We start from the raw sequence: 15,193 nt of genomic DNA, 5'->3' as shown, positions 1-15,193 counted from the left end.
GACGCTCTCGGAATCCTGACCCGGTCCCGCGAAGAGGTGGGTAAAGCGGACCTGTCGATTCCCTGTCGAGTGCTGTCGGTTGGCTGTCGGCGCGCCGCCGCACCGCCGTCCGGGCCGCGCGCGGCCCCGGGGCCTGTCCGGCAGTCCCCCGTCCGAACGTCAGTAACCTGGGGCGATGCTCAAAGAAGTCATCGCGACCCGCTTCATCACACCCCTGCGTGAGGGCGGCTCGCTGCCGGGACTCGTCGAGGCCGACGACTTCGGGACGTACGTCCTGAAGTTCAGCGGCGCCGGACAGGGCCGCAAGACGCTGGTCGCCGAGGTCGTCTGCGGTGAACTCGCCCGCCGGCTGGGCCTGCGGGTGCCCCGGCTGGTGACGGTGGAGCTCGACCCGGTCCTGGGCCTCGGCGAACCCGACCAGGAGGTGCAGGAGTTGCTCAGGTCCAGCGGCGGCACCAACCTCGGCATGGACTTCCTCTCCGGCGCGCTCGGCTTCGACCCCCTCGCCTTCGAGGTGAGCCCCGAAGAGGCCGGCCGGATCGTCTGGTTCGACGCCCTGGTGAACAACGTCGACCGGTCCTGGCGCAACCCCAACCTGCTGATGTGGCGGGGCGAGCTGTGGCTCATCGACCATGGCGCGACCATGATCTGGCAGCACAACTGGCCCGGCGCCGAGGCGTCCGCGCTGCGCCCCTACGACGCCGCGGAGCACGCCCTGGGGCCCTTCGCGCCCGATGTCGCCGCGGCCGCCGCCCGGCTCGCCCCCCTGGTCACCGAGGACCTCCTCGCCGAGGTCACCGCCGAGATCCCGGACGCCTGGCTGGCCGGTGAGCCCGGCTTCGACACGCCGGACGACCTCCGACGGGCCTATGCCCTGCCGCTGCTGGCGCGGGCGGCCGTCATCCACGAGCGGATCAACGGAATCGAGCGGACCGACGGTATCGAGCGGACCGACGGTATCGAGCGGGTCGACGGTATCGAGCGGGTCGACGGTATCGAGCGGGTCGACGGAATCGAGGGGACCGAGTGAGCGAGCGTCACTTCATCAAGGCGGGACAGGGCGGCGACCGGGACGTCTTCGAGTACGCCGTCCTGCGCGTCGTACCCCGTGTCGAGCGCGGCGAGTGCATCAACGCCGGGGTGCTCGTCTACTGCCGAGCCAAGGCGTTCGTCGGCGCCCGCACCCACCTCGACGAGGCCCGGCTGCTCGCCCTCGACCCCATGGCGGACGTGGCCGGTGTCCGGGCCGCCCTGCGTGCCGTCGAGGGGGTCTGCGCCGGCGGCGAGGCGGCGGGGCAGGCCGCCCGCGACGACGCCGGGCGGCGCTTTCGCTGGCTGATCGCGCCGCGCTCGACGGTCGTGCAGCCCGGGCCCGTGCACACCGGCCTGACCGCCGACCCGGCGGCCGAGGTGGAGCGACTGCTGGACCTTCTGGTGCGGTGACCGTTCCCTCCACGGTGACCGCTCCCTCGCCGGCCGAGTGCTCCCGCCGGGCGTCAGCTCCTGCGCCGTTTCACCAGGTAACCGGCCGTGAGCGCGGAGCCCGTCAGGAAGGCCACGCCGATGGCGATGTCCCAGCCGCCCGGCCCGGACGTCGACGCGCCGCCCAGCCCGCCTCGCGCGCCACGGGTCGGCGCCACGGTGGTGGGAGTCGGGGAGCTCGTGGGGCGAGTCGTCGACGAGGTGACGCCCCCGCCGCGCCGGGGCAGTGCCTCACAGGCGATGCCGTCGTCGGGCCCCTGGTCCTCGTCGAGCCGGTGGGGATCGGTCGGGTCCGCGTCGAAGACGGCCTGTGCTTCCTCCTGGAACCTGAAGTCGCGGCAGTCCAGGTCCTGGGCGTGAGCGGGTCCGGCGAGCGGCACTGTCGCGGCGATCACGAACAGCGTGCCGACGGCAGCGGTGCGACGGCGCATGGTGCGCCTCCTTTCCGGCCATCTGTGGCTTCGCGCTTCGACGCTAGGGGCCACCTGGCGCGGCGGCGCGCAGCCGTAGACCGTTCGGGTGCTCACGGTGCGGAGTCGGCATGGGACGGACATGGCTGGGTCCGCCCGCTTGGCGTCGGTCGTCCGGGGAATCGATCACACGGACCCGGTCGGCCGTTGACACCGGGTGCCAGGCCTTCTAGCGTCACGTCTGCTGAAGGTACTAAGCGGTCGCTCACTAAGGAGCGTGCCGCAGGAGCCGCATCGCGAGGGCGAGGAGAACCAGCAATGTCCACCACTGAGCAGCGGGTCGCCGTGGTCACCGGCGGGGCGCGCGGCATCGGCGCCGCCACCGCCGTACGACTGGCCGCCGAAGGCCGCGCGGTCGCCGTGATCGACCTCGACGAGGCCGCGTGCAAGGACACCGTGGAGAAGATCACCGCGGCCGGCGGCAAGGCCGTCGCGGTCGGCTGCGACGTCTCCGACGAGACACAGGTCGAGGCGGCCGTCGCGCGGATCGCCGAGGAGCTCGGCGCGCCGACGATCCTGGTCAACAACGCGGGCGTGCTGCGCGACAACCTGCTGTTCAAGATGAGCGTCTCCGACTGGGACACCGTCATGAACGTGCACCTGCGCGGCGCCTTCCTGATGTCCCGCGCCTGCCAGAAGCACATGGTCGACGCGAACTTCGGCCGGATCGTCAACCTCTCCTCGTCCTCCGCGCTCGGCAACCGCGGCCAGGTCAACTACTCCGCCGCCAAGGCCGGTCTGCAGGGCTTCACCAAGACCCTCGCCAAGGAACTCGGCAAGTTCGGCATCACCGCCAACGCCGTCGCCCCCGGCTTCATCGCCACCGAGATGACCAAGGCCACCGCCGAGCGCGTCGGCATGGGCTTCGAGGACTTCAAGGCCGCCGCCGCGACCCAGATCCCGGTGGCGCGGGTCGGTGAGCCGGAGGACATCGCCAACGCCATCGCCTTCTTCACGGGCGAGGCCGCCGGCTTCGTCTCCGGCCAGGTGCTGTACGTCGCCGGCGGACCGCTCGACTAGGGGATCGGGAACATGACTTCGGAACTCTCCGGCAAGGTCGCGCTCGTCACGGGCGCCAGCCGCGGCATCGGCTACGGCGTCGCCGAGGCGCTCGTCGCGCGCGGCGACCGCGTCTGCATCACGGGCCGCAACGAGGACGCCCTCAAGGAGGCCGTCGAGCAGCTCGGCTCCGACCGCGCCATCTACGTGGCGGGCAAGGCCCATGACGAGGCCCACCAGGCCGTCGCCGTCGAGCGCACCATGGAGGCCTTCGGGCGCGTCGACTTCCTGGTCAACAACGCCGGTACCAACCCGGTGTTCGGGCCGATCGCCGACCTCGACCTGAACGTGGCCCGCAAGGTCTTCGAGACCAACGTGATCTCGGCGCTCGGCTTCGCGCAGAGGACCTGGCACGCCTGGCAGAAGGACAACGGCGGCGCCATCGTCAACATCGCCTCCGTCGCGGGCATCGCGCCCTCGCCGTTCATCGCCGCCTACGGCGTCAGCAAGGCCGCGCTGATCAACCTGACCCAGCAGCTGGCGCACGAGTTCGCGCCCAGGGTGCGGGTCAACGCGATCGCCCCGGCCGTGGTGAAGACCAAGTTCGCGCAGGCCCTGTACGAGGGCCGGGAGGCGGAGGCCGCGGCGGCCTACCCGCTGGGCCGGCTCGGGGTGCCCTCCGACATCGGGGGCGCCGCCGCGTTCCTCACCTCGGAGCAGTCCGACTGGGTCACCGGCCAGACGCTCGTCGTCGACGGCGGCATCTTCCTGAACGCCGGCGTCGGCTGACGCGCACGACACCGCACCACACCACACCACACCGGAACGGGCCCCGCTGGACGAGCGGGGCCCGTTCCGCACGGCGACCGGGCGCTGCGGCGGTGGTCAGCGGAACACGTCCTTGATGAGCCTGTCCAACGCCTTCGGGAACTCCTGCGCCGGGTCGATCGCGGCGTCGCCGGTGGTCAGCCCGGCGGTCAGGGTCCTGCCGCCGTCGGGCGTGCCGATCATCAGCGCCCCGTAGCCCCCCGGTGCGCCGCCGTTGTGGTGGACGATGGTGCCGCCGCAGTCCAGGCCCAGGTCCTGCACGAACAGCCCGAGGCCGTAGCCGAGCTTCCCGTACGGCTTGCGCATCTCGGTCAGCAGCGGAGCCGGCAGGAGCTTGCCGCCCAGCAGCGCGGAGAAGAACGTGTGGAGATCCCGGGTGGTCGAGATCATGTCACCGGCGCCGACCAGGAGGGAGAGGTTCTGGCGGCTGACGTCGACCACGTTCCACTGGCCGGCGTCCTCGTAGCGGTAGTAGCCGTGGGCGTGCGGCCCGGGGATCTCCGGGGAGTCGCCCGGCACCACGGTGCCCCGCAGCCCGAGCGGCCCGAGGATCCGCCGCTCCATCTCCTCGGCGTACGAGCGGCCGGTGACCTTCTCGACCAGCAGCACGGCCAGCGTGTAGTTGGTGTTGGAGTAGCTCTGGTCCGTCCCCGGCTCGAACCGCGCCGGCTTGGACAACGAGAACCGCACGAGCTCCTCGGGCTGGTAGGTGCGGAACCGGTTGTCCACCCACTTCTTGCCCGCCGCGTCGATCCCCGGCACAAGCGTCCCCTCGGCGTCGAGGTCGCCGGTGTAGTTGTACAACCCGCTGCTGTGCTGGAGCAGCATCCGCACGGTGATCCGCCGGTCCAGCCGGAACTCGGGCAGGTGGTCGGCCACCGGGGTGTCCAGCCCGATCGAGCCGTCGGCCACCAGCTGCAGAACCAGCGTCGCGACGAAGGTCTTGGTGGTGCTGCCCACCCAGAACCGCCCGTCCGTCGGCGGCTTCGCGGTCTCGCCCAGCTTGCGCACCCCGGCGCTGCCGACCCACTCGCCCCGCTCGTCGTGCACGCGCATCTGCATCCCGGCGAAACCGGAATCGACGAACGCCTGGAGGGCCTTCTGCAGTTCCGGGCGCTCCTGCCCGGCGGCGGCCTGCGGCACGGCCGTACTGTCCGCGGTGGTCGCCGCGGGTCCGGCCGCCAGGTCGAGGGCTCCGGTGATCTTGCGAGCCATCTCAGCCATGGTGGGACTCGGTTCGCCCTGCTGAGTCCGGGCGGCCGCTTCGATGGCGGTGACGACGCTGCTGCGGAAGTTGTCGGCCTCGGCCGGAGCCTGCTTCCGGAGTAAGCCCATGGCTGCCGTCAGGGCCGGCAGTACCTGGTCGGCCATCGCGGCCACGGACTTGCCGCCCAGCTTCACGTCCCGTGTCCGTTCGGCGAGCACGTGCCCGACCAGGCCGGTCGCGGAGGTCAGGGCGAGGGAGCCCGCGGTGGCGGCCTTGTGGGGCGAGCCCCCGGCACCAGCGGCGGCGGCCAGCAGCGAGACGGCACCGTACGCGGCGGTCCGCAGGGTGAGCTTGTCCTGATCGGTGAGGGTGACGGACATGGTGGTGCCCTTCTTCGAATGGGCCAGAGGCGGGAGCCGGTGTGGAACGCCCGGTTGGCTCTCGTTGGTGTTCAGCGATTGCTGAACGTCGGCGACGCTACATTGCGTTCAGTGATTGGTCAACAGACAAACGTCCGTCTTATCCCAGATATGGTCGGTCAGATTGTGCCCTGCATTGCAATGAGCTTGACGCTGAATGCAATGAGATGATCGGGCTTTGAATTGCAATGGGATTCGTGGGGCGGCATACTGTGCGGCGGGTGTGCGGGCGCCTGGCTCCGCGCATGGCGACAGAGGGGAGACGAGCGCCGATGCCCGGAGGCAGGCTCACCGCCGAGGACCGTCAGCGCATCGCTGAGGGGCTGGCCGAGGGGCTCGGATACGCGGAGATCGGCCGTCGGCTGGGGCGACCCGCCTCGACCGTCATGCGGGAGGTCACCCGCAACGGCGGACCCGACGACTACCGGGCGAATCGAGCGCAGGAGGCCACACGGCAGCGTGCGCGCCGACGCAAGCAGGCCGAGCCCCCGGCGCCACCGATCCCCGACAGCGGCCATGGGCGTGATCCCGAGGCGGTCCAGGACTTCACGGAATCCTTCACCGCGCTCCTCGTGCAGCAGGGGATGCCCCGGGTGGCGGCCGGGGTGATGGCCTGCCTGTACATCACCGACACCGGCACGCTCACCGCCGCTGACCTGGTCCAGCGGCTGCGCATCAGCCCGGCGTCCGTCTCGCACGCCGTGACCTTCCTCGAACAGCAGGGCCTGCTCCGGCGGGAACGCACTCCCGGTGTGCGCCGCGAGCGTTACGTCATCGACGACGGGATCTGGCTCCGCTCCCTGCGGGCGACCGTGCAGATGAACGACGCCCTGGTGGCCGCCTCGCGGCGCGGAGCCGAGATCCTCGGGAGCGGGACCCCGGCGGGCGCCCGCTTCGAGTCCTCCGCCGAGCTCCTGCTCCTCGTGAGCGAGTCCCTCAGGCAGGTCATGGAGCAGTGGCGGCAGACCCGGGGCACCCCGAGCGCCGGCGACAGCAATGACGGCTGACCCCCGCACCGGTGCCTCCTCGCGGCCGATATCAGGAGATCAGCGCCTCCTGACAACGTAGTCACGGCGAAGGTGAGCAAGTGCTCCTGAGACGAGAGGTCCACCCGCCGGAACACTGCGGTATGTTTTGCCGACCCTTGGCATGGCAGATCGAGGAGCGTGCGCGTGTTCAACCGGATCCGACGCCTGCGGCAGGTGGCGGCCATCGCGTCCATATCGTCCCTGGTGGCAGGGTGCGGCATCCTCTCGTCCGATTCGACGGAGGAGGAGGGCCCGATCGTGGTGGGGACGACAGCCGCCCCCAGCACCCTTGATCCCGCCGCGTCCTGGGACAGCTCCTGGGAGCTCTTCCGCAACATCTACCAGACGCTGCTGAGCTACCCCTCCGGCTCGATGACGCCCGAGCCCGACGCCGCCGAGAGCTGCCAGTTCACCGACCGCACGAACATGAAGTACAAGTGCGAGCTGCGCGAGGGACTGAAGTTCTCCGACGGGCACGCCCTGGACGCCCAGGCGGTCAAGCACTCGATCGACCGGATCCGGGAGATCAACGTCAACGGCGGCCCGGCGGGTCTGCTGGGCAGCCTCGAACGGATCCAGGTGCTGAACGACCGCGAGATCGTCTTCCACCTCAACAAGGCCGACGCGACCTTCCCGTTCGTGCTCGCCACGCCCGCCATGTCGATCGTGCAGCCCGACGCGTACCCGGCCGACAAGCTGCGCGAGGACGGCACGGTCGTGGGGTCCGGGCCGTACACCCTCCAGTCCTACGACGAGGGCAAGCAGGCCGAACTCCTGAAGAACGACAGCTACGAGGGGTACGCCGAGCGCAAGAACGACGCGGTGACCATCCGTTACTACCAGGACTCGCCGACCATGGTCGCCGCGCTGCGCCAGAAGGAGCTCGACGTCGCCTTCCGCGGCCTCGCCGCCGACGACATCGTCGACATCCAGGCCGACGACGAGGACGAGCTCCAGCTGATCGAGGGCTCCGGCACCGAGATCAACTACCTGGTCTTCAACCCCAAGGACCCCATGGCCGGCAAGTCCGCCGTCCGCAAGGCCATCGCCCAGGTCATCGACCGCCCGGCGATCGCCCACAAGGTCTACAAGGACACCGTCGAGCCGCTGTACTCCATGGTCCCCAAGGGCCTGACCGGCCACACGACGGGCTTCTTCGACGACTACGGCGAGCCCAGCAAGACCAAGGCCCGCCGGATCCTCGCCAAGGCGGGCATCACGACGCCCGTCCCGCTCACCCTCTGGTACACGAGCGACCGCTACGGCTCCGCCACCAAGGCGGAGTTCCAGGAGCTGAAGAGCCAGCTGGAGGAGTCCGGCCTCTTCCGGATCACCCTCAAGAGCCGCCCCTGGAAGACATACGTCGCGGGCTACCAGAAGGGCGAGTACCCGGTGTTCGGGCGTGGCTGGTTCCCCGACTTCCCGGACGCGGACAACTTCATCGCGCCGTTCGTCGGCGACCAGAACGCGCTGGGTACGCCGTATGTGGCGCCCGAGATCACCGAGACCCTGCTGCCCCGCTCCCGCGCGGAGAGCGACCGTGCCAACGTGGTCAAGGACTTCGAGGAGGCCCAGCAGATCCTCGTAGACGACGCGCGACTGCTGCCGCTGTGGCAGGGCCGGCAGTACGTGGCCGCGAGCGCGGAGATCTCGGGTGCCGAGCGGGCGCTGGACCCGTCGACGATCATGATGATGGGCGAGCTGTACCGCAAGACCAGCTGGTAGGGAGACCCGCCGGCGGGGCGGCCCGGGGTGGATGTGCGGTCCGAGGAGCGATTGTCAGTGGTCGCCGGTAGGTTCTGAGGTCTGAAGCGACCACTGGTCGTGGACCGTACATCGCCTGCCGCACATCGTAAGGAAGTTGACGTGACCGACATCGCCATGCTGCCCGAGTCCTGGCGCGGGGTTCTGGGCGACGAACTGCAGCAGCCCTACTTCAAGGAGCTGACGGAGTTCGTCGAGGAGGAGCGGGCGAAGGGTCCCGTCTACCCGCCGCGCGAGGAGGTCTTCGCCGCGCTGGACGCGACGCCGTACGACCGGGTGAAGGTCCTGATCCTCGGTCAGGACCCGTACCACGGCGAGGGCCAGGGGCACGGTCTGTGCTTCTCGGTCCGCCCCGGAGTGAAGACGCCGCCCTCGCTGCGCAACATCTACAAGGAGATGAAGGAGGAGCTCGGCCTCCCCGTCCCCGACAACGGCAATCTGATGCCCTGGGCCCGGCAGGGCGTCCTGCTGCTCAACGCGGTGCTGACGGTCCGCGGCGGCGAGGCGAACTCGCACAAGGGCAAGGGCTGGGAGAAGTTCACCGACGCGGTCATCCGGGCGGTGGCGGACCGGCCCGACCCGGCGGTGTTCGTGCTGTGGGGCAACTACGCCCAGAAGAAGCTCCCGCTCATCGACGAGACCCGGCACGTCGTGGTCAAGGGAGCGCATCCCTCGCCGCTGTCGGCGAAGAAGTTCTTCGGGTCCCGCCCCTTCACGCAGATCAATGAGGCGGTGGCCCGGCAGGGGCACGAGCCGATCGACTGGCGCATCCCTGACCTGGGCTGATCCACCGCCGGGCCGGTCCTTCGCCGGACCGGCCCGGTGCCGTACGGAGCCGCCTGCCCCGGATTGCCGGTGGGGGCCGTTAGCGTCGTGAGGGACCAGCCGACGAGGGCCCGGAGGACGCGGTGGCGGAGCGACAGGAGCAGAAGGCGCCGGATGCCGTGCTCACGCGGATCGGGCAGGTCGTCATGCTGCATCACGCGGGGGACCGTGAGGAGGCCCGGCGCCGGTTGCTGGAGCTGTGGACGGAACTCGGGGCGGACGGCGACCCCCTGCACCGGTGCACCCTGGCGCACTATCTGGCGGACACGCAGGACGACCCCTCGGACGAACTGGCCTGGGATCTGCGGGCCTTGACGGAGGCCGAGGGGGTCTGGAGCGTCGGTGGCTCCGAGGGCTCCGAGGGGCCCGGGAGTGCCGAGAGCGTCGAGGGCGCCCTCGCCGTACGGGCGCTGTATCCGTCCCTGCATGTGAACCTGGCGGCCGACTATGTGAAGCTCGGCCGCGCGGAGGCCGCCCGCGTACATCTGCGGCGGGCGCGGGGAGCGGCGGGGGCGCTGGGGGACGACAGTTACGGGGACGGGGTGCGGGCGCAGATCCGGCGGTTGGAGATCTGCTTGGGGGAGGGGCCGTAGTCGGCCAGGCCGCTTCGCCCGCCCCTCAGTGCCCGTACGTCTGCCGGCAGATCACGGCCTCCGGGCTGTCCGCCTGCCAGCCGCCGTACTTCCTGCCCAGCGCGCAGACGTCCGAGTTTCTCGGGGTCTCCGCGCGGACCGAGTCCGACACTTCGGGGATCTCGACCCGTGGCGGCCGTTTCGGAGCGCCTGCGGCGGGGCGGCGGTGTTCCGGGTGGTCGGGCCGGGAGTGAGGGTGCGAGCGCGGGGCCGCGGGCGGGTGCGCCGCCGGTGGGGCGGCCGGGGGCACGGAGGGTGCGGCGGACGCCGTGGGGGACGGGGTTCGTGACGGGCCGATGAGCGCCAGGGCCTCGCGGGCCGGCGCCTGCACCGGGCTCGGTGCCGTGGGCTCGTCCGATCGGGGCGCCGACGGCTGAGCCGGTGTCGTCGGCGGGCCCGGTACGGGCGGGCGGGGGACCGTCATGCAGCCCGAGAGGGCCGAGACGGCCACGGTGACCAGGAGCGTTGCGGTGGTCGTCGTTCGATGCACTCGACCGACTCTGCTGGTTCGAGCGGTTGTTGGGGCAGGGACGAGCAGAGGTTGCTCCACACGAGTGATCTCCGTCCCCGTACGGGCGGCTCGGGCCCGTGCGGCTGACGTCAGTCGCCGGTGGCGCCGTCGACGCGCTCGCGGATCAGGTCGGCGTGGCCGTTGTGGCGGGCGTACTCCTCGATTATGTGCGTGATGATCCAGCGCAGGTTGAAGACCTCTCCCGACCGGCTCCTGCCCTTGGAGAGGTCGTCCAGGCCGACGCCGGCCGCGTCGCGGCGGGCGTTGGCGATCTCGGCCTGCCAGGTGGCGTACGCCTCCTCCCAGGTGTCGGCCTCGGTGAAGTGGAAGTCGCCGTCCCGGTCCTCCTCGGTGCAGTAGAGCGCCCCGAGGTCCTCGCCCAGGAGGATCTCGTGGAACCAGAACCGCTCCACCTCCGCCATGTGCCGCACCAGTCCCATCAGCGTCAGCTCGGACGGCTCCACGGAGGCGGTCCTGAGCTGGGCGTCGGTCAGGCCCTCGCACTTCCAGGCGAGGGTCTGCCGGTGGTAGTCCAGCCAGCCCTCCAGCATCGTGCGCTCGTCGGCGGTGGTGGCGGGCTCAAGCCGTTCGGTTGTCATGCCCGCATCCTTGCTCAACTCGGGGCTGCCGCACCAAGGGTTTTCAAGGCGTCCGGGCCCGGCGGCCGAACATTCCGTCGAGCAGTTCACGCAGCCCGGCCCGTACCTCCGCCAGGCTCGGCGCCTCCGCGCTGAAGGACCCGGCCACGCAGCTGAACAGCAGCCCGTCCGCCCAGGCGGCCAGGGACAGCACATGCCGGGCCGGGTCGGTCGACCCCGCGGCGGTGAGGAGCGCGCCGAGCCGGTCGCGGAAGCGGGCGCCCGTCGCGTCGAAGTACGCGCGCAGCTCGGGGCGGCGCGTGGCCTCCAGGGCCAGTTCGTAGCGGGCGAGGGTCAGTTCGCGGTTGCGGGTCAGGGAGCGGTGCGTCGCCAGGGCCAGGCCGTCGGCCAGCGCGTCGAGGTCGCCGCGCGGGTCCGGCAGCTCGTCCAGTGCCAGCACGCGAGCCTCGCGGTCGGCGAGCCGTCGCACCGCCAGCTCCAGCAGTGCCTGCCGGGTGCGGGCGAGGTTCGACGTGGAGCCCTGCGGGAGTCCGGCCGCCTCGTCGACCGCTCGGTGCGTGAGCCCGCGCATACCCCGCTCGGCGAGCAGTGTGAGGGCGGTGTCGGCGACGAGATCGGCACGGGAGGCGCCGGCGGTGCTTACGGACATGAGATCAACCTATCCGTCGCACTACGCCTGTAGTAGAGTCGACGCACTGCTTCACTACATCTGTAGTTCATGCGATGCGATGCGAGGAGGAGCCATGGCACGGTCGAGTCGGGCCGTAGTGATCGGCGGCGGCATCGGAGGTCTGACCGCGGCGGCCACGCTGCACCGGGGCGGCTGGGACGTCACCGTGCTGGAGCGGGCTCCGTCCCTGGAGCCGGTCGGCGCCGCCATCTCCCTCGCGCCCAACTCCCTGCGCGCGCTGGACGTCATTGGGCTCGGCGACGAGATCCGCGACCTCGCGGCCTGGCAGAGCGGTGGGGCCACCGCCCGCCCGAGCGGAGTCGAGAGCGAGGGAGGGCTGCGCACCCCGTCCGGCCGCTGGCTCGCCCGCACGGACGCCGACGTCGTGGCCGAACGCTTCGGCGGCCCCCTCGTCATGCTGCACCGGAGCACCCTCATCGGCGGTCTGGCCGGGCGACTCCCGCCGGATGCCGTCCGCACGGGTGTCGCCGCGACCGTCGCCGACCCGGGCGACACCGCCCGCCCCGCGCGCGTGCGCACCGCGGACGGCGATCTGGAGGCCGACCTCGTGGTGGCCGCCGACGGCATCCGGTCCGCCGTACGCCGCACGCTGTTCCCGGACCACCCCGGGACCGTCTACTCCGGGTTCACCACATGGCGGGTCGTGATCCCGGTGCCCGGCGTGGAGTTCGCCTCGCACGAGACCTGGGGCCCCGGCCGCATCTGGGGCTCGCACCCGCTGAAGGACGGGCGGATCTACGCGTACGCCGCGGCGCTCACACCCGCGGGGGAGCGCGCGCCGGACGACGAGAAGGCCGAACTGCTGCGCCGCTACGGCGACTGGCACGACCCGATCCCGGCGATCCTCGCGGCCACCCGCCCCGAGGACGTCCTGCGCCACGACGTCCACCACATTGCCGAGCCGCTGCCCGCCTACCACCGCGGACGGGTCGCCCTGGTCGGGGACGCCGCCCACGCCATGCCGCCGACGCTGGGACAGGGCGGCAACCAGGCCATCGAGGACGCCGTCGTCCTCGGCCTCCGGCTGGCTCTCGGCTCCGCTCCAGCAGGGGGGACCCACCTGTGCGACGGCCTCGCCGCGTACTCCGCGGACCGCCTCCCGCGTACGACGGCCATCGCCCGCCAGGCCGTCAGGGTCGGCCGCCTCAACATGATGACCGGACGCGCCGGCATCGCCGTACGGAACGCAGCGCTCACCACGCTGTCCAAGGCCGCGCCCCTGCTGTTCCTGCGGGGCTTCGAGGGCATCGCCGACTGGCGCCCGCCCGAGCCGCCGTATGCTGCCGGGAAGAACCCGGCAGGCAAGCGCTAGAGGAGCACACCCCGTGAAGGTCGGCTGCATCGGACTCGGCGACATCGCGCAGAAGGCCTACCTGCCGGTGCTCGGCGTCCAGCCCGGGGTCGAGCTGCATCTGCAGACCCGTACGCCCGCGACGCTCGCCCGGGTCGCCGACAGCCTCCACCTTCCGCCGGAGCAGCGGCACGAGGACCTCGACTCGCTCCTCGCCCAGGGCCTCGACGCCGCCTTCGTGCACGCGCCCACCATCGCCCACCCGGAGATCGTGACCCGGTTGCTGGAGGCGGGCGTGCCGACCTACGTCGACAAGCCGCTCGCCTACCGACTCGCCGACTCCGAGCGGCTGGTGGCGCTCGCCGAGCAGCGCAACGTCAGTCTCGCCGTCGGCTTCAACCGGCGCTACGCCCCCGCCTATGCGCAGTGCGCCGACCATCCGCGCGAGCTGATCCTGATGCAGAAGAACCGGATCGGGCTGCCGGAAGAGCCGCGCTCGATGATCCTGGACGACTTCATCCACGTCGTGGACACGCTGCGCTTCCTGGCGCCCGGCCCGGTCGACGACGTGACCGTGCGCGCCCGCGTCGAAGGCGGACTGCTGCACCACGTCGTGCTGCAGCTCGCCGGCGACGGCTTCACCGCGCTCGGCGTGATGAACCGGCTCAGCGGCTCGGCCGAGGAGATCCTGGAGGTGTCCGGGCAGGACACCAAGCGTCAGGTCATCAACCTCGCCGAGGTCGTCGACCACAAGGGCCAGCCGACCGTGCGGCGACGCGGGGACTGGGTGCCGGTGGCCCGGCAGCGCGGCATCGAGCAGGCCGTGCTCGCCTTCCTCGACGCCGTGCGCGCGGGCAAGGTGCTCAGCGCCCGGGACGCGCTGGGGACCCATGAGTTGTGCGAACGGGTGGTACGCGCGGTTCAGGAGCGGGCCGCCTGAGCCGCGCCCGCAGGGTCCGTACGCCCTCGCCCGCGCCCCAGGCGGCGATGATCAGCAGCGCCGCCAGAACCGGCCACTCGCCGAACCGGACGTACGGCGTCACACCGTCGGCCAGCGGCACCTCGTAGACCGCGCTCGTGGTCGTGCTCGTGCTGAGCCAGGAACCGATGCGCTCTCCGCTCGGGCCGTACACGGCCGAGACGCCCGTCAGCGTGGCGTGCATCATCGGCCGGCCGGTCTCGGCGGCGCGCAGCGCGGCCAGCGAGGCGTGCTGTTCGGGGGCCCAGCTCTGCTGGAACGTCGAGGTCGCCGACTGGGCGATCAGCACCTCGGCGCCACCGTCGACGAGGTTGCGGCTCATGTCGGAGAAGGCCGACTCGAAACAGACCATCGGGCCGATCCGCAGCCCGTGCCCGGCGGCCATGACGACCTGCTTGGTCCCGCGCCTGCGGTCCTCGGCCGCCGCCTCGCCCACGGAGGTGGCCCAGCCGAGCAGTGAGCGCAGCGGTATGTACTCCCCGAAGGGGACCAGCCGCATCTTGTCGTAGCGGGCGCCGGTCGGGCCGTCGGGGCCGACGAGGATCGAGCTCTTGTAGATGCCGGGCCTGTCGGAGCGCCGCGCGTCCACGTTCACCAGGATGTTCGCCCCCGTCTCGCGGGAGAGTGCCGCGAGGCGCCGGGCGAAGTCGGGGCGGTCGCGCAGGTCGTAGCCGACGCTGCTCTCGCCCCAGACGATCAGGTCGACGTCCTGGCCGACCAGCCGGCGGGTGAGCTGCTCCTCCCGGTCGAAGCGCCGGTCGGCCTTGCCCGCCCCCTGGATGACACCCGGCTGTACGGCGGCGATCCGGACCCGGTCCTCGACCTGCGGGCGCGGGGACCACACCCAGGCGGCCGACGCGGCGACGGCCGTGGCGAGGAGACCGGCCACCGCCGGGACCCTGGCCCGCCGCACCGTCACCAGCACGGCGACCGCGACATTGACGGCCACCATCAGGAAGCCGATCAGCCACACCCCGCCCACCGAGGCGAGCCGCAGCGCGGGCTCCACCTGCCACTGACTGGAACCCAGCACGCCCCACGGCCCGCCCAGCCCCTGCCAGGAGCGGACGAGTTCGATCAGCAGCCAGCCGGACGGCAGCACGACGAGAGCCGCCGCCACCCGGCCCGGGGACGGACTCGCCGCCAGGAAATGGCGCACCAGCCGGCCCCAGGGGGCCCACAGCGCGCCGAGCAGGGCGGCGATCACGAACGTGAAGACATGCAGGTTCGGCAGCAGCCAGTGGTGCATGGCCAGCATGAAGCCGAACCCGCCCCACCAGCCGTCGTACACCGCCCGTCGGCCGGTCGGCGCGGAGCGCAGAAGGGCGATCCACGGGACGAGTGCGACGTACGCGAACCACCACAACCCCGGCTCCGGGAACGCGAGAACGGGCAGCGCACCGGCCAGCGCGGCGGCGATCGAGCGCCGCCACGGCGGGGCGAGCCAGCGGCTGATCGTCTGCATGCG

General features: G+C 71.6%; 16 protein-coding genes. 10 read left to right on the top strand and 6 right to left on the bottom strand.

Features of this window, described 5'->3' with window-relative positions; genetic code table 11:
* Positions 1-175: 175 nt before the first annotated feature.
* Both AQI70_RS31190 and AQI70_RS31185 read left to right on the top strand, forming a co-directional pair.
* Entirely contained in the window at positions 176-1,030 is an 855-nt protein-coding gene (locus AQI70_RS31190) for a HipA family kinase (RefSeq protein ID WP_107117114.1), read from the top strand.
* Positions 1,027-1,443, top strand: a complete 417-nt coding sequence (locus tag AQI70_RS31185; protein ID WP_062155805.1) for a DUF3037 domain-containing protein — start codon at positions 1,027-1,029, stop codon at positions 1,441-1,443. The genes AQI70_RS31190 and AQI70_RS31185 overlap by 4 nt, the downstream gene beginning before the upstream one ends.
* A 53-nt stretch (positions 1,444-1,496) precedes the next feature.
* On the opposite strand, the gene AQI70_RS31180 is transcribed toward AQI70_RS31185, so the two are convergent.
* A complete protein-coding gene (locus tag AQI70_RS31180; RefSeq protein WP_062155804.1) occupies positions 1,497-1,913 on the bottom strand; it encodes an excalibur calcium-binding domain-containing protein in 417 nt (138 codons plus the stop codon).
* 297 nt (positions 1,914-2,210) lie between these two features.
* Here AQI70_RS31180 and fabG point away from each other — a divergent pair, with 297 nt between their 5' ends.
* Both fabG and AQI70_RS31170 read left to right on the top strand, forming a co-directional pair.
* The gene (gene fabG, locus AQI70_RS31175) at positions 2,211-2,972 is read left to right on the top strand and encodes a 3-oxoacyl-ACP reductase FabG (protein ID WP_062155803.1); all 762 of its coding nucleotides are present in this window, start codon (positions 2,211-2,213) and stop codon (positions 2,970-2,972) included.
* 12 nt (positions 2,973-2,984) lie between these two features.
* On the top strand, positions 2,985-3,740 hold the full coding sequence (locus AQI70_RS31170; protein ID WP_062155802.1) for an SDR family oxidoreductase: 756 nt from the start codon (positions 2,985-2,987) through the stop codon (positions 3,738-3,740).
* 96 nt (positions 3,741-3,836) lie between these two features.
* Here AQI70_RS31170 and AQI70_RS31165 read toward each other — a convergent pair whose 3' ends face one another.
* Positions 3,837-5,366: a serine hydrolase domain-containing protein gene (locus AQI70_RS31165; RefSeq protein ID WP_341845970.1), complete on the bottom strand. Its 1,530-nt coding sequence runs from the start codon at positions 5,364-5,366 to the stop codon at positions 3,837-3,839.
* A gap of 311 nt (positions 5,367-5,677) precedes the next feature.
* Here AQI70_RS31165 and AQI70_RS31160 point away from each other — a divergent pair, with 311 nt between their 5' ends.
* The 4 genes from AQI70_RS31160 (at position 5,678) to AQI70_RS31145 (ending at position 9,615) form a co-directional block, all read left to right on the top strand.
* Positions 5,678-6,412: a GbsR/MarR family transcriptional regulator gene (locus AQI70_RS31160; RefSeq protein ID WP_062155801.1), complete on the top strand. Its 735-nt coding sequence runs from the start codon at positions 5,678-5,680 to the stop codon at positions 6,410-6,412.
* Positions 6,413-6,577: 165 nt separating this feature from the next.
* Positions 6,578-8,158, top strand: coding sequence for an ABC transporter substrate-binding protein (locus AQI70_RS31155; protein WP_062155800.1), 1,581 nt, complete (start codon positions 6,578-6,580; stop codon positions 8,156-8,158).
* 141 nt (positions 8,159-8,299) lie between these two features.
* A complete protein-coding gene (locus AQI70_RS31150) occupies positions 8,300-8,983 on the top strand; it encodes a uracil-DNA glycosylase (protein ID WP_062155799.1) in 684 nt (227 codons plus the stop codon).
* Positions 8,984-9,105: 122 nt separating this feature from the next.
* Positions 9,106-9,615 (top strand): tetratricopeptide repeat protein, encoded by a 510-nt coding sequence (locus AQI70_RS31145; protein WP_062155798.1) that lies wholly within the window; start codon positions 9,106-9,108, stop codon positions 9,613-9,615.
* Between the two features lie 25 nt (positions 9,616-9,640).
* Here AQI70_RS31145 and AQI70_RS31140 read toward each other — a convergent pair whose 3' ends face one another.
* The 3 genes from AQI70_RS31140 to AQI70_RS31130 all read right to left on the bottom strand — a co-directional run bounded on the left by AQI70_RS31140 (position 9,641) and on the right by AQI70_RS31130 (position 11,413).
* Positions 9,641-10,144, bottom strand: a complete 504-nt coding sequence (locus AQI70_RS31140; protein WP_062155797.1) for a hypothetical protein — start codon at positions 10,142-10,144, stop codon at positions 9,641-9,643.
* Between the two features lie 110 nt (positions 10,145-10,254).
* A complete protein-coding gene (locus AQI70_RS31135) occupies positions 10,255-10,764 on the bottom strand; it encodes a DinB family protein (protein ID WP_062155796.1) in 510 nt (169 codons plus the stop codon).
* Positions 10,765-10,807: 43 nt separating this feature from the next.
* Positions 10,808-11,413 (bottom strand): TetR/AcrR family transcriptional regulator, encoded by a 606-nt coding sequence (locus tag AQI70_RS31130; RefSeq protein ID WP_062155795.1) that lies wholly within the window; start codon positions 11,411-11,413, stop codon positions 10,808-10,810.
* A gap of 94 nt (positions 11,414-11,507) precedes the next feature.
* Between AQI70_RS31130 and AQI70_RS31125 the strand changes: the two genes are divergently transcribed.
* On the top strand, positions 11,508-12,767 hold the full coding sequence (locus AQI70_RS31125) for an FAD-dependent monooxygenase (protein ID WP_062155794.1): 1,260 nt from the start codon (positions 11,508-11,510) through the stop codon (positions 12,765-12,767).
* 13 nt (positions 12,768-12,780) lie between these two features.
* The gene (locus AQI70_RS31120) at positions 12,781-13,686 is read left to right on the top strand and encodes a Gfo/Idh/MocA family protein (protein WP_062155793.1); all 906 of its coding nucleotides are present in this window, start codon (positions 12,781-12,783) and stop codon (positions 13,684-13,686) included.
* On the opposite strand, the gene lnt is transcribed toward AQI70_RS31120, so the two are convergent.
* Complete coding sequence (lnt, locus tag AQI70_RS31115) at positions 13,610-15,190, bottom strand: apolipoprotein N-acyltransferase (protein ID WP_062155792.1); 1,581 nt, start codon at positions 15,188-15,190, stop codon at positions 13,610-13,612. The genes AQI70_RS31120 and lnt overlap by 77 nt on opposite strands.
* Between the last annotated feature and the right edge of the window lie 3 nt (positions 15,191-15,193).

The organism is Streptomyces curacoi, assembly GCF_001513975.1.
Classification (GTDB): domain Bacteria; phylum Actinomycetota; class Actinomycetes; order Streptomycetales; family Streptomycetaceae; genus Streptomyces; species Streptomyces curacoi.
This window is presented reverse-complemented; position numbering and strand designations above follow the sequence as displayed.